Below are 21,239 nucleotides of genomic sequence, written 5' to 3'. Positions count from 1 at the left end.
TGGAGGTGCCCTGTAAGGCGCAGACGGTACTCCCATCCGCCAGGCGTTTCAAGCGGGCACCGATGGTCGCACGGCCCCTTTACACGGTAATTGACGTAGCGTTATAAAACCGTGAAAGCTTTTTAGTACCCATCAAAGGAAGAGAACATGGGCCAGCTGGACCAGCAGTACAGCGAAAAACGGGATTTCATTCGCATGACCGTCGATGCAGAGGTCACCGCCACCGCGCGTGGGGAGAAAATCCAGGCCATCTGTCACGACCTTTCAGGCAATGGCATACAGCTTCGCGCCAAATGCGACTGGCAGGCCGGCGAGAAGGTGCAGGTGCACCTACCTTCACACTCCCAGGAACTTACCGACTATAACGCCATGACCGAGGTAGTTCGGGTAGAGGAATTGCCGAATGGCGAACGCCTGCTTGGCCTCAGCGTGATCAGGAACTGAAAGAACGAAGGGGCCGCAATGGCCCCTTCGCTTGTAGAACGATCAGAAGTCGTCTTCGACCTGCCCATCCTTGACCTTGAACTCGCGATTCTGCAGGTAGGCATTGCGCAGGAACAGGTACTTGTCCCCATTGATCAGCTTCTCGGCCGACAACAGGCTTGCGCGGGTATCGATAATGTCCGCACCCAGAATGGTGTTGCGGGTAGGCACATGGTCAATGTAGCGGTACGGCCGCGCGTAGGTATCCGGGTATTTGCCGATAGCATCACGCACGGTGCTTGGCCCGAAGAACGGCAGCATCACGTAGGGCCCGCTGGAAACCCCCCAATAGCCCAGGGTTTGGCCGAAGTCTTCCTCGCTGCGCTGCAGGCCCATGCGGGTGCCCACATCAAAGAAACCCAACAGCCCGAATGTGGTGTTGAAGATCAACCGTGCGGTGTCCTTCCCAGCGGCGGCCGGCTTGGCCTGCAACACGTTATTTACCAGGTTTGTGACGTCTCCCACATTATTGAACATATTGTGGATACCATCTTCCAGGAACTGCGGCGTAACCGTGTCGTAGGCCTTGGCGATCGGCTTGAGCGTGTAGGTATCCAGCGTGTCGTTGAAGCGGAACACCGCGCGATTCACGCCCTCCCAGGGATCTTCATCGGCGGCCTGGCTGAAGGCCGGCGACAGGGTCAGGCCCGCCACAAGGCAGGGACCGGCAAAACGACTGAACAAGGCGACACCCTTGCAACGCATAATCAATTCCTCATGAATGAGAGCAACGCAACTGGCGCCTGCCCGCGTCAAAACGCTCCCAGTATAAGCGCTGAGCGCGCGCTTGCGCAGGCACTTGCCTTGAGCACTCGATCAAGGCCTGGCCTAAGCTTGTGACACCGCTAGGGATTTTTTAGCGGCCCGGGGCGGTCAATGCTGTGCTGACTTGAAAGGAGAACCCTATGCCAGCCCGCGAACTGCAAGCCCAACTGGATGCCTTGCGTGACGAAATCGAACGTAACCCACCCGCCACGCTGGAAGAGCGCGCAGAGCTCACCGAACTGATGCAGCAACTCCAGGCTCGAGTCGAGCTTGAGAACGCAACCCATGCCGACAGCCTTGTGGACAATGTGAATTACGCCGCCGAGCGCTTCGAAGTGAAGCACCCGGGGCTTGCCGGCACCTTGCGCAACATTGTGCAGACGTTGGGCAACATCGGCATCTGACGCTCTGCTGCTACTGGCGGGCCAGCCGCGCGTTATCGAAGTGCTGCGCGTGGGTACTGCGATAAGGGTTGATATCCAGCCCGCCGCGGCGCACGTAACGCGCGAACACTGTCAGGCGCTCGGGCTTGAGCAGGCGCTGGAGGTCCATGAACACGCGCTCCACGCACTGCTCATGGAAGTCCGAATGCTCGCGGAAGCTCACCAGGTAGGCCAGAAAGCTTGCGTGGTCCAGTGCCGGGCCCGCATAGCTAATCGCCAGGCTGCCCCAGTCTGGCTGGCTGGTAACCGGGCAGTTGGATTTAAGCAGGTGGCTATGCAGGCTTTCTTCCACGATGCGGGTAGGGTCGCAGCGCAGCAGCTCCGGGCGAGGGTGGCTGTAATCGCTGGTCGAAATGTCCAGGTCATCCACGCACACACCCGGTAGCGCGCTGATCCCCTGCCCTTCCACGTCCGCGAGGCGCTGGATACGCACGCCGACCGGCTTGCCCGCCGCTGCGGAGAGGTCTTTCACCAGGCAGGCCTGCAGGGTCTCCGAGGACGCGAATACCGTCTGGTTCATCGAGTTCAGGTACAGCTTGAACGACTTGCTTTCGATGATGTTGGGCGAATCCGCCGGGATGGAGAACTCTGCGATCGCCACCACGGGCTTGCCCGAGGGCAACAGCCAGGACAGCTCGTAGCAGTTCCAGTAATCCACGCCCACGTAAGGCAGGGTGCTGGCGGTAAGGCCCAGCTCTGCCCATTTGGCCGCGCGTGGGATCGGAAACAGCAACTCCGGCGTGTAGGTAGAAACATATTGGCTGGCTTTGCCCAGGGGTGAATCTTCGGCAGCAGGGTGCATCGTGGCGAACCTTGAAACGAAACAGGTGGCCATTCTACCGGGTTGGCCCTGTTCCCTGCACCCGACGCGCCGTTATCACCGATCAGTATTTTCAATGGGCCACGCGCTTGTGGGATGGCGATACGTGAACGATGCTAGCTGGGCCGATGCGCGACCTTCTTCCAATCACAACCGAGGCCAGCCATGAAGACCGTAGCCCAGCTGATGAAGCTCAAGCCGCACCAGGAGGTGTTCACCATCAGCCCGGACCAGATGGTGCTGGACGCATTGAAGCAGATGGCGGAGAAAAACGTGGGTGCGCTGCCAGTGGTAGAAAACGGCGCTGTGGTAGGGGTGGTGAGCGAGCGGGACTACGCCCGCAAGATGATCCTGGCCGGCCGCTCCTCGGTGGGCACACCCGTGCGGGCGATCATGAGTGCCCCGGTGATCACCGTGGGCCCGGGAGAGAACATCGAGACCTGCATGAACACCATGACCGACAGCCACCTGCGCCACCTGCCCGTGGTCGAAGACGGCCAGCTGGTAGGCCTGCTCTCAATTGGCGACCTCGTTAAAGAAGCCATCGCCGAGCAGGCCAACCTGATTCAGCAGCTGGAGCAGTACATTCGAGGTGAGTGACAAAGGGTGCGCGTCGAGCCCCCCCCCAGATCACTCATACCGAAGCGCGTAGGCCGGCTCGATCTGCGACGCCCGCCAGGCGGGGTATAGCGTAGCGAGGAAGCTGAGCACCAGCCCGGCGCCGCTGACCAGCATTACATCCTGCCATTGCAGCTGCGATGGCAGGTTGCTGATGAAATACACGTCCGACGTGAAGATATGCTGGCCGGTGACACGCTCCAGCCAGCCGACGATCTGGCTCACGTTCAGCGCCACCACAACGCCCAGCACGCTGCCCACCAACGTACCGACCACCCCGATGATGCTGCCCTGCACCATGAAGGTGGCCATTACCTGCCGCGGGGTGGCGCCGATGGTGCGCAGGATGGCGATGTCAGCGCCCTTTTCGTTCACCACCATTACCAGCGTGGCGATGATATTGAAGGCGGCCACCGCCACGATCATCAGCAACAGCAGGCCGATCATGGTCTTTTCCATTTTCATCGCGCTGAACAGGCTGCCCTGGGTATGGGTCCAGTCGTCCGGGTGATAGCCCTGCCCCAGCTCCGCAACGATGTTCCTGGCCACTTGCGGCGCCGCCCAAAGGTCACGCACCTTCAGGCGCACGCTCTGCACTTGCCCAGGCTGCCACTTCTGCACTTCGGCGGCGTCGGCCATATGCATCAACGCCAGCGAGCCGTCAATTTCGGCGCCTACGCGGAAGATACCCACCACATTGAGCCGCTGCATGCGCGGAGTGATCCCGCCCGGCGCGTTGCTCAGCTCTGGCACGATCAGCGTGATCTTGTCGCCCACGCTCAGACGGAAGCGCCTGGCGGTGATATCACCGATCACTACGCCGAACTCGCCTGGTACCAGCTGCTGCAGGCTGCCTTGGGTGATGTGGCTGGCAACGATGGAGACCTTGGCTTCTTCGGCCGGGTCTACTCCGCTGAGCTGGATCGGTTGCATGGCGCCTTTGTAGGACAGCATGCCGTCCAGCTCGGTAAACGGGGCGGCGGCCAGCACCTCTGGATTACGCAGCGCGGCCTGAGCAACCGGGCGCCAGTCATTGAGCGGGGTATCCCCTACCACGGCGGCATGAGGGACCATCCCGAGAATTCGGGCGCTCATCTCCCGCTGGAAGCCGTTCATCACCGACAGCACCACGATCATCGCCAGCACGCCGAGTGCCAACCCGATCATCGAGGTCATGGAAATGAAGGAAATGAAGTGATTGCGGCGCTTGGCCCGGGTATAGCGAGCGCCGATAAAGAGAGGCAAGGGTCTGAACATGCGCGGCACCGTAAAGAAAAGGCAGGAGGCGACGGGCGCCTCCGGGAATCAGAGAGGCACCAGGCGGCCTTCGTCCAGCTTGAGCACGCGATCCATCTGCCGTGCCAGCACCGGATCGTGGGTTACGACCAGGAAGGCGGTGCGCAGCGAACGGCTAAGCTCCAGCATGAGGTCCTGGATACCTTGCGCCGTGTGCTGGTCCAGGTTACCGGTGGGCTCATCGAGCATCACCAGGCCTGGCTCATTGACCAGTGCACGAGCAATGGCAACACGCTGACGTTCACCGCCGGACAGCTCCGCCGGCTTGTGCGCCAGGCGGTGGCCCAGGCCCACCCGCTCCAGCAGGGCGGTCGCCCGTCGCTTGGCTTCAGGGATAGCCGTGCGGCCAATCAGCAGAGGCATGCACACGTTCTCGAGCGCGGTGAATTCCGCCAGCAGATGGTGGAATTGGTACACGAAGCCCAGCGCGCGATTGCGCAGCAGGCCGCGGTCGCGCTCGTTCAGCGCCGATAGCTGCTCACCGGCCAGCCACACACTGCCCTCGCTGGGTGTGTCCAACCCGCCCAACAGGTTGAGCAGCGTACTCTTGCCGGAGCCGGAGGTGCCCACGATGGCCACACGCTCGCCGGCGTGCAGCTCCAGCTCAAGGTTCGACAACACCACCACCGACTCCGGGCCTTCCTCGTAGGCCTTGCCCAGGTTGCGGCAGCTCAGTACGGCTTTTTCGCTCATGCCCAACTCACTCATAACGTAGTGCCTCCGCGGGCTGGGTGCGCGCCGCGCGCCAGGCCGGGTACAACGTGGCAAGGAAACTCAAGGCCAGCGCCGCGCCACACACCAGGAACACGTCCTCGGCCATCAGCTGCGACGGAATGTAATCAATGAAGTAGACGTCCGGGTTGAGGAATTTATGCCCGATCAACCCTTCGAGCCCGGCGATTGCGCGGCTCACGTTAAGCGCGCCAAGGATCCCGAGGGCGCCGCCAACCAGCGTACCGATCACTCCGATGATGGTGCCCTGCACCATGAACACGCCCATCACTTGCCGCGGGGTCATGCCCAGGGTACGAAGAATGGCGATATCACCGCGCTTGTCGTTCACTACCATCACCAGCGTGGAAATGATGTTGAACGCTGCCACCGCCACGATCAGCAACAGCAACAGGCCGATCATGTTCTTTTCCATGCGGATGGCCTGGTACAGGTTGCCGTGGGTGCGGGTCCAGTCCCGGGTGTAATAGTCATCGCCCAGCTGCTGCGCCAGCTGATAGGCCCCGCGTGGCGCTTGGAACAGGTCGTCGAACTTAAGCCGCAAGCCTTGCACCTGCCCGGGCTTCCAGCGGTGCAGGCGGCCAAGGTCTTCCAGGTTGGCCAGCCCCAGGTAGCCGTCGATTTCCCCGGCACCCACATGGAAGATGCCCGTGACGGTGAAGCGCTTCATGCGCGGGAACATGCCGGCCGGGGTCACGGTGACTTCAGGTGCGACGAAGGTGACCTTGTCGCCCACCTTTACGCCCAGCTTGGCCGCGGCCTTGTCGCCGATCATCAGGCCGAAGCCGCCACTGGACAGGTCGCTGAGTTTACCCTCACGCAAAAAAGCGTCGATGATCGAAACCTGCGACTCCTGTGCGGGGTCAATGCCGTTGAGCAATACCTTCTGCACCTGGCCGTTGTTGGTGAGCAACCCCTGCAACTGGGTGAACGGGGCTACCGCCGCCACACCGGGGAACGCATCGGCCTTGGCCGCGAGTGCCTGCCAGTCGCTGATGGGCTGGCCGGCCTCGATGGTTGCGTGGGGCACCATGCCCAGCACGCGGTTGCGCATTTCGCGGTCGAAACCGTTCATGACCGACAACACCACGATCATTACGATCACGCCGAGGGCGAGACCGGTCATGGACGTCAGTGAAATGAATGAAACGAAGTGATTCCGACGCCTGGCGCGGGTGTAGCGCGCGCCGATGAAGGCAAAAAGAGGTCTGAACATGTAAGTGCTTGTTCGGAGTGAAAGGAACATCCGTGTGGCGGGTCCGCTTCGGCGGCCGTACACTCGGACCACAACCGCCAACTTGGGTTCGCCATGCCGACACCAGATGAAGTAGAGCGCCGCGAATACTACCGTATCGAGGATCGCATCGCACTTGAAATAACCCCGCTGAGCGAGGCGGCCAACGCCACGCCGGAGGACTCTCCGCTGTTCAGCCTGCTCAGCGAGCTGCACCTGAGCGAGTTTGAATCCCAGCACCTGCTACGCCAGCTGGGCGAAACCAACCGCGCCCTGAGCGGCTTTCTGAAGGCACAGAGCAAACGGATCGACCTGTTGAGCCAGGTTGTGGCGCAAATGCTGATGGGCGCCTTGAGCGAGCCGCAAGACGTGGTGATTTCCGAAGCAGGGCTGGATTTCCAACACCCTGTCCGCTTCCCGCCAGGCACCCGACTGGACCTAAAAATGGCGTTCCCTCCGCAGGCCCTTGGCATGATGCTTCGGGCGCGGGTGGTGCACTGCGATATGCTTCCCGACGGCGGCTTCGCCATCGGTGTGGAATTCGAAGGCAGCACCGATGCCCAGCGCCAGCTGCTGGCGCGCTACGTGCTGCAAAAACAGGCGATGGAACGTCGCCAGGCCCTCGACCAGGCACTGGACGCGGTCTGAACACTTTTTCTCAAGGAAATCAGCTGTGACCCTGATTTATGGCCACCGCGGCGCGAAAGGCGAGGCGCCGGAAAACACGCTCGCCAGCTTCAAAACTTGTCTGGAACACGGCGTGAAGCGCTGCGAACTGGACCTGCACCTCTCCAGCGACGGGGAGTTGATGGCTATCCATGACCCTACCTTGAAGCGAACCACCGATCGCCGTGGCCGGGTAGTGGATTACACCGCCGCCGAACTGGTGGAGATCGACGCGCGCAAGGGTGGCCCCGGCTGGTTGCACCCCTGCCCCATTCCGAGGCTGGAAACGCTGTTCGAACAATGCCCGTTCGAACACTGGCAACTGGAAGTGAAAAGCGCCTCGCGCACTCGCGCAGTGACCACCGTGCTGGCGATACGTGAAATGGCGCAGCGCCATGGCTTGCTGGACAAGGTCACCATCACCTCCAGCTCGCGGGAGGTATTACGCGCGGCAGCGGAGTTGGTACCGGATATTTCCCGCGGGCTGGTGGCCGAATACGCTTGGTTAGACCCGCTGAAGGTCGCCCAGAACTATGGTTGCCAATACCTGGCGCTGAACTGGACGCTGTGCACCCCCGAGCGCCTGCTCAAGGCGCAGCGCCAAGGGTTGCACGTATCGGTATGGACGGTGAACGAGCCAGCGTTGATGCGCCGGCTCGCCGACTTCGGCGCGGACAGCCTGATTACAGACTTTCCCGGTTTGGCCATTGCCACCCTCGAGAATCGCTGAAGGCTTGCGCCCCGGCCGGCTCGGGCCACCGGCCGGAGCCGCTCAAAAAAGCCGGTTCAGGCCGTCGTACGCCGCTACCCGATAGGCTTCGGCCATGGTCGGGTAGTTGAACGTGGTGTTCACGAAGTACTTCAAGGTGTTCAACTCGCCCGGCTGGTTCATGATGGCCTGGCCGATGTGCACGATCTCCGAGGCCTGGTCGCCGAAGCAGTGCACGCCCAGCACCTGCAGGGTTTCCCGGTGGAACAGGATTTTCAACATGCCCACGGGCTCGTTGGAAATCTGCGCGCGCGCCATGCCCTTGAAGAATGCCTTGCCTACTTCGTACGGTACTTTTTCTGCAGTCAGCTCCTGCTCGGTACGGCCGATGGAGCTGATTTCCGGAATGGTATAGATACCAGTGGGAACGTCGTTCACGAAGCGCCAGCTGCCGTTATCGACGATGGTACCGGCGGCCGAGCGGCCCTGGTCGTAGGCTGCACTGGCCAGGCTCGGCCAGCCAATCACGTCGCCCGCGCCATAGATGGTCGGCACGCTGGTGCGATAGCCTTCGTCCACTTCGATCTGGCCGCGGCTGTTTACCTTTATGCCGATGTTTTCCAGCCCCAGGCGGTCAGTGTTGCCGGTGCGGCCGTTGCACCACAGCAAGGCGTCGGCCTTGATTTTCTTGCCGGACTTGAGGTGCAGCACCACGCCGTTGTCCACGCCCTCTACGCGTTCGTACTCTTCCTGGTGGCGCACCATCACGTTGTTGTTGCTGAAGTGATAGCTCAGGCCCTGGGAGATTTCCGAATCCAGGAAGCTCAGCAGCTGCTGGCGGTTGTCTACCAGTTCGACCAGCACGCCGAGGCCACTGAAAATGGAGGCGTATTCGCACCCGATCACGCCGGCGCCGTAGATGATCAGCTTGCGCGGGGTGTGGGTGAGGCTGAGGATGGTGTCGCTGTCATAGATGCGCGGGTGGCTGAAGTCGATATCGGCGGGCCGGTAAGGGCGCGAGCCGGTGGCGATGATTACTTGCTTGGCGACGAGTTTTTCCTGGGCGCCGTTGGCGCATACCACCTGAATGGTTTGCTCGTCCGAGAAGCTGCCAGTGCCGAAGAACACATCGACACGGTTGCGGGCGTAGTAGCTGGTGCGTGAAGCCACCTGCTTGGCGATCACCCGCTCGGCACTCTTGAGCACGTCTGGGAATGAGAACCAGCGAGGCTCGCCGATGACCCGGAACATTTCGTTGGTGTTGAACTGGATGATCTGCTTGACCGAATGGCGCAGCGCCTTGGACGGGATAGTCCCCAAGTGGGTGCAGTTGCCGCCGACCTGCCGACGGTTATCTACCATCGCCACTTTGCGGCCTGCCTTGGCGGCGTTCATTGCCGCGCCTTCACCCGCTGGGCCCGAACCCAACACCACTACGTCGTAGTTATAGACAGCCATGCGTACTCCTTCAGAACAGGCCGCGGCGCCACTGGGCTGCCTGCGGCTCGAAATGCCCGGACTCACACCCCTACGGTGTGCAGTCTAGCCAAGCTGCAAGGCGCGAACATTAACCGTTAGCCGCAGCCTTGGCTATCTCGGCTTCTGCACAATTGTAGTTACCGCTTTCGCAATAATGTCCGGCCTCACCCCTTTCATATGGCTACACAAGGCTACCCATCAGGCCCCATCGAACGAGTTTCATTTGCCCCGGTCCATTGGTAACACATATGGTTACAAATCCGCCCCAGCCGTGGCGGAGCCGCGCGACTGAATCTGCGCAGGCGTCTAGCACAGGGATTCCCCCCACTCCAATCGATAAACGGGTACCTTTCATGGCCTCTCCAACAGGCAAGGGCAAGGCGATTTTTCGTGTTGTCAGCGGTAACTTCCTTGAGATGTTCGACTTTATGGTCTACGGCTTCTACGCCACGGCCATTGCAGCCACCTTTTTCCCTACGGACAGCGCCTTCGCGTCACTGATGCTGTCGCTTGCAACCTTCGGCGCCGGCTTCCTGATGCGCCCGCTCGGCGCTATCGTGCTAGGCGCCTACATCGACCGCCATGGCCGCCGCCAGGGGTTGATCGTCACCCTCGGCCTTATGGCCATGGGCACCTTGTTGATCGCCTTGGTGCCCGGCTACGCCAGCATCGGCGTAGCCGCGCCGATCCTGGTGTTGGTGGGGCGCCTGTTGCAGGGCTTCTCGGCCGGCGTGGAACTGGGCGGTGTATCGGTGTACCTCGCCGAGATCGCGACCCCGGGCAGAAAAGGCTTCTTCGTCAGTTGGCAGTCCGCGAGCCAACAGGTCGCGGTGGTGTTCGCGGGCTTGCTGGGCGTGATCCTGCATCAGTTCCTAACCCCTGAGGAAATGAACCAATGGGGCTGGCGTGTGCCCTTCCTGATCGGCTGCCTGATCGTGCCGGTAATCTTCTTCATCCGCCGCTCGCTGGAGGAAACACCCGAGTTCCAGGCGCGCACCCATCGCCCGACCATGCGTCAGGTGCTGGCTTCCATCGGCCAGAACTTCGGCCTGGTGATCGCCGGCATGGCCATGGTGGTAATGACCACCGTGTCGTTCTACCTGATCACGGCGTACACCCCCACGTTCGGCAAGGCCGAGCTACACCTGTCCGAATTCGACGCCCTCGTGGTGACCATGTGCATCGGGCTGTCGAACTTCATCTGGCTGCCCGTGATGGGCGCGGTATCTGATCGCATCGGGCGCAAGCCGCTGTTGGTGACCACCACGGTACTGGCAATCATAACGGCCTACCCGCTGCTCTCGTGGCTGGTCGGCTCGCCGAGCTTCGCCCACTTGCTGGTCGTGGGCTTGTGGCTGTCGTTCCTGTATGGCTCGTATAACGGCGCCATGGTGGTCGCGCTCACCGAAATCATGCCCAAGGAAGTCCGCACCACCGGCTTCTCCCTGGCCTACAGCCTGGCCACCGCCACCTTCGGCGGCTTCACCCCAGCAGCCTGCACCTGGCTGATCCACGCGCTGGGCAACCAGGCCGCGCCGGGGCTATGGCTGAGTGGGGCTGCGGTAATGGGGCTGGTTGCAACGTTGATCCTCTTCCGCAACAAAGATGCGCAAATGCGGATGGCAGAGGCGGCGTAGGAAAGCGAACTAGGCACCGGACCTGAAGGACTGGCGGAACCCTAGGAACAAGCACCGCCAAATCATCCGTATCAGGCCCGGGTTCGCCGGCAATGCCGGCTCCTTGCTTGAGCCCTGCGTCATTTTTTCACGAGCTGGCGCTGGATGGCCGGCACCGCCGCTTCCCACAGGGTAGATTGACTGCGCCACCACTCTGTGGGGGCAAGCGAAGCCGAAGGCGGGGCTCGCGAATGAGGGCCGCAAATAAAAAACCCCGACCTTCACAGGCCGGGGTTTTCTTGTTTCAGGCAGACCTTAGTGCGGGAACGCTGGAGGGTTCACGCCCGCCATGTCTTCCATCACGCGGATCACCTGGCAGCTGTAACCGAATTCGTTGTCGTACCAGACGTACAGTACAACACGGTTGTCGTTGCAGATGGTGGCTTCGGCATCGACCACACCCGCGTAGCGCGAGCCTACGAAGTCGGTGGAGACCACTTCGGTGGAGGTCACGAAGTCGATCTGGCGGGACAGGTCCGAGTGCAGCGCCACATAGCGCAGGTACTCGTTCACTTCCTCGCGGCTGGTGGACTTCTCCAGGTTCAGGTTGAGGATGGCCATCGACACGTTCGGCGTAGGTACGCGGATCGCGTTGCCGGTGAGCTTGCCAGCCAGTTCCGGCAGCGCCTTGGCGGCAGCGGTGGCGGCACCGGTTTCGGTGATGACCATGTTCAGCGCGGCGCTGCGGCCACGGCGTTCACCCTTGTGGAAGTTGTCGATCAGGTTCTGGTCGTTGGTGTACGAGTGAACGGTTTCGACGTGGCCGTTGGCGATGCCAAACTTGTCGTTGATCGCCTTGAGCACCGGCACGATGGCGTTGGTGGTGCAGGAAGCGGCCGACACGATCTTGTCTTCAGGGGTGATCAACTCGTGGTTGATGCCGTGAACGATGTTCTTCAGCTTGCCTTTGCCAGGCGCGGTGAGGATCACGCGGTCGATACCCGGGCACGCCAGGTGCTGGCTCAGGCCCTCGGCGTCACGCCACACACCGGTGTTGTCCACCAGCAGAGCGTTCTGGATGCCGTACTGGGTGTAGTCCACTTCGTTGGGCGCCTTGGCGTAGATCACCTGGATCAGATTGCCATTGACGTTCAAGGTGTTGTGCTCAGTGTCCACCATGATGGTGCCATCGAACGAACCGTGAACCGAATCGCGGCGCAGCAGGCTGGCGCGCTTGTTCAGGTCGTCGGAAGAACCCTTGCGAACCACGATCGCACGCAGGCGCAGGCCGTCGCCGCCGCCGGTTTTTTCGATCATGATGCGCGCCAGCAGGCGGCCGATGCGGCCGAAGCCGTACAGCACCACGTCCTGGCCCTTGCGGTGGCCGGCTTCGGTGGCTTGCTTGCCCACTACATCGGCCAGCTCTTCACGCACGAAGGTTTCGGCGTTGCGGCCATTGCCTTCGGCCTTGAATTTCACCGCCAGCTTGCCCAGGTCTACCGAAGCCGCGCCGAGCTTGAGCTCGCTCATGGCCTGCAGCAGCGGGAACGTCTCGTGGACCGACAGCTCGCTTTCGTCGGCCTGGCGATGGCGGGCGAAGCGATGGGCCTTGAGGATCGCAATAACGGAACGGTTGATCAGGCTGCGGCCATAGATCGAGGTCACCACGTTATTGTTGCGGTAAAGCTGACCGATCAACGGGATCATCGCCTCGGCGAGCGCTTCACGATCGATCCATTCACCAAGACACTGGTCGGGCTTCTGATTCACGGGAACCTTCCACATGTAGGGGTAGAAAAAAGGAGCTACATTATGACTTCGGCCGCTGCGCCAAAGCAATGAGCACCCGTCAGCACGGCTGCATAGACCTTCGCAGCACTTTTAAGTTCTTGCCTGCACAGGCTTTCTTTTACGCGTGCCGCCACTGACAGGCGGCTGTCTGGCCCGTTACAATCCGGCTTTCGGACCTAGTTTCTGGAGCCTTGCCCTACCGTGCCAGTTCTGCGCCTTCCGCCGTTACCATCCGTGGCGAGTTCCGCATCGCCGGTCAAACAGACCTGGGGCAACCTGCCGGGCGCTGCCCTGAGCCTGGCGATAGCCGAGGCCGCCAGCACCGCCAAGCGGTTTACCCTGCTGCTGACGGCTGACAGCCAGACAGCAGACCGTCTGGAACAGGAGCTGCGCTTCTTCGCCCCCGACCTGCCGGTGTTGCATTTCCCCGACTGGGAAACCCTGCCATACGACCTGTTCTCGCCGCACCAGGACATCGTGTCCCAGCGCATTGCAGCGCTGTATCGGCTGCCCGAGCTGAGCCACGGCATTTTGGTAGTGCCTATCACTACAGCCCTACATCGGCTAGCGCCCACGCAGTTCCTGCTGGGGAGCAGCCTGGTGCTGGACGTAGGCCAGTCGCTGGACGTGGAGGCGACCCGAGCGCGGCTGGAGGCGGCCGGCTATCGCTACGTGGACACGGTGTACGAGCATGGCGAATTCACCGTGCGCGGGGCACTGATCGACCTCTATCCGATGGGCAGCAAGCTCCCTTACAGGATAGACCTCTTCGACGACGAAATCGAAACGCTGCGCACCTTCGACCCCGAAACCCAGCGCTCCATCGACAAGGTGGAGTCGGTGCGTTTGTTGCCGGCACGGGAATTCCCGTTGCAGAAGGAAGCCGTGACCCGCTTCAAGGCGCGCTTCCGCGAGCGCTTCGACGTGGACTTCCGTCGCAGCCCGATCTTCCAGGATCTGAACAGCGGTATCACTCCGGCGGGCATCGAGTACTACCTGCCATTGTTCTTCGAAAACACCTCCACCCTCTTCGACTACCTGCCACAGGACACGCAGGTGTTCTCGCTGCCGGGGATCGAACAGGCTGCGGAACAATTCTGGAACGATGTACGCAACCGCTTCGAGGAGCGGCGCATCGATCCCCTACGGCCCTTGTTGCCGCCCGCCGAGCTGTTCATGCCGGTGGAAGACTGCTTTGCCAGGCTGAAAACCTGGCCCCGCGTAGTCGCTGGTAGCGAAGACCCGGGTACCGGTGGCGGGCGTGAACGCTTCCCGGCCAGCCCACTGCCCAACCTGGCCATCGAAGCCAAGGCCAGCCAACCGATGGCGGCGCTGGCCGGCTACCTGGATCAGTTCCCCGGCCGCGTGCTGTTCACCGCCGAGTCGGCGGGCCGCCGCGAAGTGCTGCTGGACATGCTCGCGCGCCTCAAGCTCAAACCCGTTACCGTGGATGGCTGGCCGGGCTTCGTGGAAAGCGAGGCGCGGCTGGCGATCACCATTGCGCCGCTGGATGATGGCTTGCAACTGGACGATCCTGCGCTGGCCCTGATCGCCGAGAGCCCGCTGTTCGGCCAACGCGTAATGCAGCGCCGCCGCCGTGACAAGCGTGGCGACGTGGGCAGCGATGCGGTCATCAAGAACCTTACCGAGCTGCGCGAAGGCGCGCCGGTGGTGCACATCGATCATGGCGTGGGCCGCTACCTGGGCCTGGCTACGCTGGAGATCGAAAACCAGGTCGCCGAATTCCTTACCCTTGAGTACGCCGAGAACGCCAAGCTGTACGTACCGGTGGCCAACCTGCACCTGATCGCCCGCTACACCGGCAGCGATGACGCCCTGGCACCGCTACACCGGCTGGGCTCCGAGGCCTGGCAAAAGGCCAAGCGCAAGGCCGCCGAGCAGGTCCGAGACGTGGCCGCCGAGTTGCTGGACATCTACGCCCGCCGGGCGGCGCGCAAGGGCTATGCCTTCAGCGATCCGGCCCTGGATTACGAAACCTTCAGCGCCGGCTTCCCGTTCGAGGAAACCCCGGATCAGCAATCGGCGATCCAGGCCGTGCACGACGACATGCTTGCACCGCGGCCGATGGACCGTCTGGTATGTGGCGACGTGGGCTTCGGCAAAACCGAAGTGGCCATGCGTGCCGCGTTCATCGCGGTGCATGGCGGCCGCCAGGTGGCAATCCTGGTACCCACCACCCTCCTCGCCCAACAGCACTACAACAGCTTCCGCGACCGTTTCGCCGACTGGCCCGTGCGTGTTGAAGTAATGAGCCGGTTCAAGTCTGCCAAGGAAGTGTCCGAAGCCGTCGCCGAACTGGCCGAAGGCAAGATCGACATCGTGATCGGCACTCACAAGCTGCTGCAGGATGACGTGAAGATCAAAAACCTGGGGCTGGTGATCATCGATGAGGAACACCGCTTTGGCGTGCGTCAGAAGGAAGCGCTCAAGGCCCTGCGCAGCGAAGTGGACATTCTCACGCTCACCGCCACGCCTATTCCGCGCACGTTGAACATGGCCATGGCCGGCATGCGCGACCTGTCGATCATCGCCACGCCGCCTGCCCGGCGGTTGTCGGTACGTACGTTCGTGATGGAGCAGAACAAGAGCACCGTGAAGGAAGCGTTACTGCGCGAACTGCTGCGCGGTGGCCAGGTGTACTACCTGCACAACGATGTGAAGACCATCGAGAAATGTGCCGCGGAACTGGCCGAGCTGGTGCCCGAGGCGCGCATCGGCATCGGTCACGGGCAGATGCGCGAGCGTGAACTCGAACAGGTGATGAGCGACTTCTACCACAAGCGGTTCAACGTGCTGGTGGCCTCCACCATCATCGAAACGGGCATCGACGTGCCTAGCGCCAACACCATCATCATCGAGCGCGCCGACAAGTTCGGCCTGGCGCAGCTGCACCAGTTGCGTGGCCGTGTCGGCCGTAGCCACCACCAGGCCTATGCCTATCTGCTTACCCCGTCGCGCCAGCAGGTGACTGCCGATGCGGAAAAACGCCTGGAGGCGATCGCCAACACCCAAGACCTGGGCGCTGGCTTCGTGCTGGCCACCAACGACCTGGAAATCCGCGGCGCGGGCGAGCTGTTGGGCGAAGGCCAGAGCGGGCAGATCCAGGCGGTGGGCTTCACCCTCTACATGGAGATGCTGGAGCGCGCAGTGAAGTCGATCCAGAAAGGCGAACAGCCGAACCTGGACAAGCCATTGAGCGGTGGCCCGGAGATCAACCTGCGGCTTCCGGCGCTGATCCCCGAGGAGTACCTGCCGGACGTTCACGCTCGCCTGATTCTGTACAAGCGCATCGCTTCGGCCATGGACGAAGACGGCCTCAAGGACCTCCAGGTCGAAATGATCGACCGTTTCGGCCTGTTGCCCGAGCCCACCAAGAACCTGATCCGCCTCACGCTACTCAAGCTGCATGCGGAAAAACTCGGCATTCTGAAGATCGACGCCGGCCCTCAGGGCGGCCGTATCGAGTTCGCCGCCGAAACACCGGTCGACCCACTGGTGCTGATCAAGATGATCCAGAGCCAGCCAAAGCGTTACAAGTTCGAAGGCGCTACGCTGTTTAAATTCCAGGTCCCGATGGAGCGGCCGGATGAGCGTTTCAATACCATCGAAAGCCTGCTCGAGCAGTTGGCGAAGGCAACCTGAGCCGATGCGCGGCCAGCCAGATAACAGGATAGTTGCGCCGTGCTCGTGAACGTGTCCGGCGCCCCGGCGCCGCGCCCCCGCCTGTGGCTGGGGAGCGTGGAGTTCAGCGCATTCGAGCCCCGCAACGGGCGCATGCAACGCCACGTTCAGCATCGGGCGGCGCTGGCGTTCGGCTACGAGGGTATTTACGTTTCCCCTGCCACCTCCGCAATGCGTGCCGGCCAAGGTGCCGGGGCGCTTAGCCGGGACGTGCAGGCCGAACGCCGCCTGCGTGACCAGCTTGTAAGCCTGGGTTTTCGTATTGCCACCCGGCAAAGCAAGGCGCTGCCGGAGAGCGCAGGCGAACTGTATGAGCTCCCCACGGACAGCGCCTGGTTACGCTTTGTGCTGCAGGACCTGCCCGCGTTGCGCGAGCAAGGCTGGGAAATCGAGTACGGCGAACATTTCAGCTTCCAGCTCACGCCCGTGGACGACTGGTACGCCGTGCTGGATGAGGCCGTGGGGCACGACTGGTTCGACCTGGAAGTGGGTATCGTGGTCAATGGCCAACCCCAGAGTTTGTTGCCTATTCTGCTGAACCTGGTGCGCACGCACCCTGATGTGCTCAAGCCTGCCGCCCTGGCGCGTCGCAAGGACGAAGAGCTGCTCGTGTTGCAGCTACCCGCCGCGCAGGGCAGCAAGCGCGCCCTGCAAGTAGCCCTGCCCTACGGGCGGCTGAAGCCGGTACTCGCAGTGCTGGGCGACGTATACCAGCACGAGGCCGGCGCGACCCGGCTGCGGCTGCCCACGCCCGATGCATCGAGGCTTAACGCCTTGGCAGGCATGCCCCTGCGCTGGGAGGGCAGTGACCGGCTGCGCCAACTCGCCGCCCGGCTGGGCGACATTCACAGCCGCAATGCACCTCCTCCCATTGGCCTGAATGCCACGCTGCGCGACTATCAGCTGGACGGCCTGAGCTGGATGCAGAACCTGCGCGAACTGGAGGTGGGCGGCATCCTGGCAGATGACATGGGCCTGGGCAAAACCCTCCAGGCGCTGGCGCACGTAGTGACAGAGAAGAACGCCGGGCGGCTGGACCGACCCGTGATGGTGGTGATGCCCACCAGCCTGATCCCGAACTGGCAGGATGAAGCCGCCCGCTTCGCCCCTGGTTTGCGCGTGCTCACCCTACAGGGCGTGGGCCGCCGCAAGCACTTCGAGCACCTTCATGAATATGACCTGCTGCTGACCACCTATGCACTGTTGCCAAAGGACGTAGAGCGTATCGGCCAGCTCAAGCTTCATGTGCTCATCCTCGATGAAGCGCAGTACATCAAGACCCCCGGCAGCAAGGCTGCGCAAGCGGCACGCCGCTTCGACGCCCGGCAACGCCTGTGCCTGAGTGGTACGCCGCTGGAAAACCACCTGGGCGAGCTATGGTCGCTGTTCCATTTCCTGATGCCGGGCTGGCTGGGCGACAGCAAGGCGTTCAACACCCATTACCGCGTGCCGATCGAGCGCCATGAGGATCAGGATCGGCTGCTGCACCTCAACGCCCGTATCAAACCCTTCCTGCTGCGCCGCACCAAGGAACAGGTAGCGACCGAACTGCCCGCCAAGACCGACATCATCCAGTGGGTGGAGCTCAACACCGCTCAACGTGACCTGTACGAAACGGTACGGCTGGCCATGGACCGCAAGGTGCGTGCGGAGATCAGCCGCAAAGGCATGGCAGGTAGCCAGATCATCATTCTTGAAGCCCTGCTCAAGCTTCGCCAGGTGTGCTGTGACCTGCGCCTGGTGGACAAGCAACGCGCCTACGCGCCAGGCGGCAGTTCCGGCAAGCTGGAAAGCCTGATGGAAATGCTGGAGCGGCTGATGACCGAAGACCGGCGGGTGCTGGTGTTCTCCCAGTTCACCTCGATGCTGGAGCTGATCGAAGCCGAACTGCAACAGCGCGGCATGGACTACGCGCTGCTAACCGGCGCCAGCCGCGACCGCCGCGCACCGGTGGAGGATTTCCAGCAGGGCCGCAAGCGGATCTTCCTGATCAGCCTGAAGGCGGGTGGCGTAGGCCTTAACCTCACCGCCGCCGACACGGTTATTCATTACGACCCCTGGTGGAACCCCGCGGCCGAGCAGCAGGCCACGGACCGTGCCTACCGCATTGGGCAGGACAAGCCTGTGTTCGTGTTCAAGCTGATCACCCGGGGCACGGTGGAAGAGAAAATCGCCCAGCTGCAACAAGAGAAAACCGCCCTTGCTGCGGGCGTGCTCGACGGCCACCACGCAGCAGACTGGCGATGGCAACCGGAAGATATCGAAGCGCTGCTGGAGCCGCTGCCGGACAAGCGCTGAGGCTACCGGCGCCGGCTCCGGGCGGGGTCTAATCAGGCTGCCAGCACCCTGCCCAATACGCCTCTCACCTTGCCGATCCCCTGGTGCAGGGCTTCCTCGATTTCCGCCATGGTAATCACGTCGGTACTTTTGCCCGCAGCCGGGTTCACCACCAGAGCCAGGCAGGCATACGCCAGGTCGATTTCCCGGGCCAACGCTGCCTCCGGCATGCCGGTCATGCCAACGATGTCGCAGCCGTCGCGCTCCATCCGGGCAATTTCGGCGACGGTCTCCAGCCGTGGTCCCTGGGTGGCGCCGTACACGCCAAAGTCGCTAAAGCCATGCCCCTCGGCGGCCAGCGCGGCAATCAGTTGCTGGCGCAGGGGCTCGCTGTAGGGGTAGCTGAAGTCGATGTGCGTGACCTGCTCCAGGTCGTCGGCGAAGTAGGTATGCTCACGCCCGCTGGTGTAGTCGATCACCTGGTGCGGCACGCAAAAATGCCCCGTGCCCATCGCCGAATGAATACCGCCTACCGCATTCACCGCCAGCACCGCCTCGGCGCCGGCCTGCTTCAGCGCCCAAAGGTTGGCCCGGTAGTTCACTTTGTGGGGAGGAAAGCGGTGCGGATGACCGTGACGAGCCAGAAACAGCACTTCGCGGCCTGCGTATTCGCCCACCAGCACTGGCGCGGACGGGGCGCCGTAAGGGGTTTCGATGTCTACCGAGCGGTGTATTTTTAGCCCATCAAGCTGGGTAAGCCCGGTGCCGCCAATGATTGCGTACGTGGTCATGATCAAGCTCCAGGCTCAAGCAGGCCCGCCCGGCGAAGCGCACCCAGCGCTTGGAGCCAGCGAGGCTGCTGCCGATATTCAAGGGAAGGGTGAGCGCGGCGGCGCATGCCTGCCAGCCGCGCGGGTGGGGTTACACCAAGGCGCTGGGCAGCAACCAGGGCCAGCTCGGCGGCGGCGCGGTCGTTGCACACCAGGCCCATGTCACAGCCGGCGCTCAGCGCAGCTTCGATGCGAGCGGCCGCGTCGCCTGCAACGTGAGCACCCGCCATGGACAGGTCGTCACTGAAGATCACACCCTCGAAGCCCAGCTCGCCTCGGAGGATTTCCTGAAGCCAGCGGCGCGAAAAGCCCGCGGGGCGTTCATCCACCGCTGGATAGATCACGTGGGCCGGCATCACCGCCGCCAGCCTGGCGCGCAGCTGAATGAACGGTTGCATGTCGCCCGCACGCAGGGTTGGCAGGTCGCGCTCATCTACTGGGATGGCTACGTGGGAATCGGCCTCGGCCCAACCGTGGCCGGGGAAATGCTTGCCACATGCGGCCATGCCCGCCTGATTCATGCCATCGATGAACGCCCCGGCCAGAGCGGTTGCCGTTTGCGCGTCGCCGCTGAACGAACGGGCCCCGATCACAGCGCTGCGCCCGTAATCCAGGTCCAGCACCGGCGCGAAGCTCAGGTCCAGCCCTGCGGCGAGGACTTCGGTCGCCATTATCCAGCCGCAATGGGTGGCAAGCACTTGCGCATCAGCGCCTTTCGCGGCCTGTGCTATACGGCCCATGGCTGGCAGGCGGACAAATCCTCGGCGCAAGCGCTGCACGCGGCCCCCTTCCTGGTCCACGGCGATGATCAGGTCCGGCCGTATGGCGCGAATGCTGGCGCACAGGTCACGCACCTGGCGTGGGTGGTCGATGTTGCGAGCAAAAAGGATGAGCCCGCCCACCTGGGGCTGGCGTAGCAAGTGGCGGTCTTCGGCGGTGAGCCAGGTGCCGGCAACGTCGACCATCAGAGAGCCTTGAAGGCTGGCGCTCATTGGAAATCCTTGGGAAAGCAGCGGGGCCGCTACTTTACCCAATCCGGGCCGGGCTGTCGTGCGCGGCTCAGGCCTTGGCCGGCGCTTTGCTGCGGGGGCGCAATTGCGCAGAAGACATGGCAGGGTCGCTTACGCCGCTGTCGGCACGCATGCCGGCCGCCAGGAACGGCACCATCAACCGCATGACCTGCTCGATGGAGGTGTCCACCCCGAAGTCGTTCTCCGCGATCGCCCTCAGCGCCTTGATACCCGACATGCTGAACGCCGCAGCACCTAGCATGAAGTGCACCCGCCAGAACAGCTCGAGCGCCGGGATGCCCGGCGCAGCTTCATTCACCAGCAGCATGTAACGGCGAAATACCTTGCCGTACATGTCTTCCAGGTAGCGCCGCAAATGGCCCTGGCTCTCGCTGAAGGCCAGGCCGAGCAAACGCATGAAAATGGACAGGTCATTATTGCTGCGCGGCTGTACAGACAGCGCCTGATCCACAAGGATTTCCAGCAGTTCTTCCAGGCTGGCCTTGTGCTCGGGGCGGGCGGCGCGGCGCTCCAGCTCCCGATCGAGGCTGGCGCAGAATGGCCCCAGGAAGCGTGAGAACACGGCCTGGATCAAGGCCTTTTTAGACCCGAAATGATAATTGACGGCGGCCAGGTTGACCCCCGCCTTGCCAGTGATGAGGCGCAGGGACGTTTCGGCGAACCCCTTCTCCGCGAACAGTTGTTCGGCGGCATCGAGAATGCGCTCGACGGTTTCCGACTGTGCCATGGGTGCTCCGGCTGACAAAC

The 21,239-nt window shown here is 62.6% G+C and carries 18 protein-coding genes; 8 read left to right on the top strand and 10 right to left on the bottom strand.

All coding sequences use genetic code 11. From position 1 onward, the window contains the following. Positions 1–147 precede the first annotated feature (147 nt). Positions 148–444 (top strand): PilZ domain-containing protein, encoded by a 297-nt coding sequence (locus LG385_RS06135; RefSeq protein ID WP_181112443.1) that lies wholly within the window; start codon positions 148–150, stop codon positions 442–444. A gap of 42 nt (positions 445–486) precedes the next feature. Here the strand turns inward: LG385_RS06135 and LG385_RS06130 are convergent, their stop codons facing one another. Beyond that, on the bottom strand, positions 487–1,188 hold the full coding sequence (locus LG385_RS06130) for a VacJ family lipoprotein (RefSeq protein WP_225773219.1): 702 nt from the start codon (positions 1,186–1,188) through the stop codon (positions 487–489). Positions 1,189–1,388: 200 nt separating this feature from the next. On the opposite strand from LG385_RS06130, the gene LG385_RS06125 reads away from it, so the two are divergent. Continuing rightward, on the top strand, positions 1,389–1,652 hold the full coding sequence (locus LG385_RS06125; protein ID WP_181112447.1) for a DUF4404 family protein: 264 nt from the start codon (positions 1,389–1,391) through the stop codon (positions 1,650–1,652). Positions 1,653–1,662: 10 nt separating this feature from the next. On the opposite strand, the gene queF is transcribed toward LG385_RS06125, so the two are convergent. Continuing rightward, the gene (gene queF, locus LG385_RS06120; RefSeq protein WP_225773217.1) at positions 1,663–2,493 is read right to left on the bottom strand and encodes an NADPH-dependent 7-cyano-7-deazaguanine reductase QueF; all 831 of its coding nucleotides are present in this window, start codon (positions 2,491–2,493) and stop codon (positions 1,663–1,665) included. 183 nt (positions 2,494–2,676) lie between these two features. Here queF and LG385_RS06115 point away from each other — a divergent pair, with 183 nt between their 5' ends. After that, complete coding sequence (locus LG385_RS06115; protein ID WP_225773216.1) at positions 2,677–3,111, top strand: CBS domain-containing protein; 435 nt, start codon at positions 2,677–2,679, stop codon at positions 3,109–3,111. Between the two features lie 30 nt (positions 3,112–3,141). Here the strand turns inward: LG385_RS06115 and LG385_RS06110 are convergent, their stop codons facing one another. Genes LG385_RS06110 through LG385_RS06100 form a run of 3 tightly spaced genes read right to left on the bottom strand, consistent with a single transcriptional unit; the run spans position 3,142 to position 6,373 of the window. Beyond that, positions 3,142–4,386: a lipoprotein-releasing ABC transporter permease subunit gene (locus tag LG385_RS06110; protein ID WP_225773214.1), complete on the bottom strand. Its 1,245-nt coding sequence runs from the start codon at positions 4,384–4,386 to the stop codon at positions 3,142–3,144. Between the two features lie 48 nt (positions 4,387–4,434). After that, positions 4,435–5,118: a lipoprotein-releasing ABC transporter ATP-binding protein LolD gene (gene lolD / locus LG385_RS06105; protein WP_225773212.1), complete on the bottom strand. Its 684-nt coding sequence runs from the start codon at positions 5,116–5,118 to the stop codon at positions 4,435–4,437. A 7-nt stretch (positions 5,119–5,125) separates the two neighbouring features. Beyond that, positions 5,126–6,373, bottom strand: a complete 1,248-nt coding sequence (locus LG385_RS06100) for a lipoprotein-releasing ABC transporter permease subunit (protein WP_181120385.1) — start codon at positions 6,371–6,373, stop codon at positions 5,126–5,128. A 93-nt stretch (positions 6,374–6,466) separates the two neighbouring features. Between LG385_RS06100 and LG385_RS06095 the strand changes: the two genes are divergently transcribed. Continuing rightward, complete coding sequence (locus LG385_RS06095) at positions 6,467–7,039, top strand: PilZ domain-containing protein (protein WP_181112459.1); 573 nt, start codon at positions 6,467–6,469, stop codon at positions 7,037–7,039. Between the two features lie 25 nt (positions 7,040–7,064). Continuing rightward, the gene (locus LG385_RS06090; RefSeq protein ID WP_181120378.1) at positions 7,065–7,787 is read left to right on the top strand and encodes a glycerophosphodiester phosphodiesterase; all 723 of its coding nucleotides are present in this window, start codon (positions 7,065–7,067) and stop codon (positions 7,785–7,787) included. Positions 7,788–7,829: 42 nt separating this feature from the next. Here LG385_RS06090 and sthA read toward each other — a convergent pair whose 3' ends face one another. Continuing rightward, positions 7,830–9,224, bottom strand: coding sequence for a Si-specific NAD(P)(+) transhydrogenase (sthA, locus tag LG385_RS06085; RefSeq protein WP_181120375.1), 1,395 nt, complete (start codon positions 9,222–9,224; stop codon positions 7,830–7,832). Between the two features lie 374 nt (positions 9,225–9,598). Here sthA and LG385_RS06080 point away from each other — a divergent pair, with 374 nt between their 5' ends. Then, on the top strand, positions 9,599–10,882 hold the full coding sequence (locus tag LG385_RS06080) for an MFS transporter (protein ID WP_225773210.1): 1,284 nt from the start codon (positions 9,599–9,601) through the stop codon (positions 10,880–10,882). A 294-nt stretch (positions 10,883–11,176) separates the two neighbouring features. On the opposite strand, the gene LG385_RS06075 is transcribed toward LG385_RS06080, so the two are convergent. Next, positions 11,177–12,646, bottom strand: a complete 1,470-nt coding sequence (locus LG385_RS06075) for a glyceraldehyde-3-phosphate dehydrogenase (protein ID WP_181112469.1) — start codon at positions 12,644–12,646, stop codon at positions 11,177–11,179. 207 nt (positions 12,647–12,853) lie between these two features. On the opposite strand from LG385_RS06075, the gene mfd reads away from it, so the two are divergent. Together mfd and LG385_RS06065 are read left to right on the top strand one after the other, a co-directional pair. Continuing rightward, positions 12,854–16,315: a transcription-repair coupling factor gene (gene mfd, locus LG385_RS06070; RefSeq protein ID WP_225773208.1), complete on the top strand. Its 3,462-nt coding sequence runs from the start codon at positions 12,854–12,856 to the stop codon at positions 16,313–16,315. A 39-nt stretch (positions 16,316–16,354) separates the two neighbouring features. Then, positions 16,355–18,652 carry a DEAD/DEAH box helicase gene (locus tag LG385_RS06065; protein WP_225773205.1) on the top strand — a complete coding sequence of 766 codons (2,298 nt, stop codon included), beginning with the start codon at positions 16,355–16,357 and terminating at the stop codon, positions 18,650–18,652. Between the two features lie 32 nt (positions 18,653–18,684). Here the strand turns inward: LG385_RS06065 and LG385_RS06060 are convergent, their stop codons facing one another. From LG385_RS06060 to LG385_RS06050, 3 genes are all read right to left on the bottom strand, one after another. Further along, entirely contained in the window at positions 18,685–19,422 is a 738-nt protein-coding gene (locus LG385_RS06060) for an S-methyl-5'-thioinosine phosphorylase (RefSeq protein WP_225773203.1), read from the bottom strand. 2 nt (positions 19,423–19,424) lie between these two features. After that, entirely contained in the window at positions 19,425–20,453 is a 1,029-nt protein-coding gene (gene nagZ / locus LG385_RS06055; RefSeq protein WP_225773201.1) for a beta-N-acetylhexosaminidase, read from the bottom strand. Positions 20,454–20,520: 67 nt separating this feature from the next. After that, entirely contained in the window at positions 20,521–21,219 is a 699-nt protein-coding gene (locus LG385_RS06050) for a TetR/AcrR family transcriptional regulator (protein ID WP_181120366.1), read from the bottom strand. Positions 21,220–21,239: the final 20 nt, after the last annotated feature.

This window comes from Pseudomonas sp. Marseille-Q5115, assembly GCF_916618905.1.
Taxonomy (GTDB): domain Bacteria; phylum Pseudomonadota; class Gammaproteobacteria; order Pseudomonadales; family Pseudomonadaceae; genus Aquipseudomonas; species Aquipseudomonas japonica_A.
Note: the sequence above shows the minus strand (reverse complement) of the source record. Positions and strands in the feature narration are given on the sequence as shown.

Bases quoted from the DNA above. Each gene is read 5' to 3' on its own strand.
- LG385_RS06135 (WP_181112443.1), top strand. From the start codon at position 148: ATGGGCCAGCTGGACCAGCAGTACAGCGAAAAACGGGATTTCATTCGC.
- LG385_RS06130 (WP_225773219.1), bottom strand. From the start codon at position 1,188: ATGCGTTGCAAGGGTGTCGCCTTGTTCAGTCGTTTTGCCGGTCCCTGC.
- LG385_RS06125 (WP_181112447.1), top strand. From the start codon at position 1,389: ATGCCAGCCCGCGAACTGCAAGCCCAACTGGATGCCTTGCGTGACGAA.
- queF (WP_225773217.1), bottom strand. From the start codon at position 2,493: ATGCACCCTGCTGCCGAAGATTCACCCCTGGGCAAAGCCAGCCAATAT.
- LG385_RS06115 (WP_225773216.1), top strand. From the start codon at position 2,677: ATGAAGACCGTAGCCCAGCTGATGAAGCTCAAGCCGCACCAGGAGGTG.
- LG385_RS06110 (WP_225773214.1), bottom strand. From the start codon at position 4,386: ATGTTCAGACCCTTGCCTCTCTTTATCGGCGCTCGCTATACCCGGGCC.
- lolD (WP_225773212.1), bottom strand. From the start codon at position 5,118: ATGAGCGAAAAAGCCGTACTGAGCTGCCGCAACCTGGGCAAGGCCTAC.
- LG385_RS06100 (WP_181120385.1), bottom strand. From the start codon at position 6,373: ATGTTCAGACCTCTTTTTGCCTTCATCGGCGCGCGCTACACCCGCGCC.
- LG385_RS06095 (WP_181112459.1), top strand. From the start codon at position 6,467: ATGCCGACACCAGATGAAGTAGAGCGCCGCGAATACTACCGTATCGAG.
- sthA (WP_181120375.1), bottom strand. From the start codon at position 9,224: ATGGCTGTCTATAACTACGACGTAGTGGTGTTGGGTTCGGGCCCAGCG.
- LG385_RS06080 (WP_225773210.1), top strand. From the start codon at position 9,599: ATGGCCTCTCCAACAGGCAAGGGCAAGGCGATTTTTCGTGTTGTCAGC.
- LG385_RS06075 (WP_181112469.1), bottom strand. From the start codon at position 12,646: ATGTGGAAGGTTCCCGTGAATCAGAAGCCCGACCAGTGTCTTGGTGAA.
- LG385_RS06060 (WP_225773203.1), bottom strand. From the start codon at position 19,422: ATGACCACGTACGCAATCATTGGCGGCACCGGGCTTACCCAGCTTGAT.
- nagZ (WP_225773201.1), bottom strand. From the start codon at position 20,453: ATGAGCGCCAGCCTTCAAGGCTCTCTGATGGTCGACGTTGCCGGCACC.
- LG385_RS06050 (WP_181120366.1), bottom strand. From the start codon at position 21,219: ATGGCACAGTCGGAAACCGTCGAGCGCATTCTCGATGCCGCCGAACAA.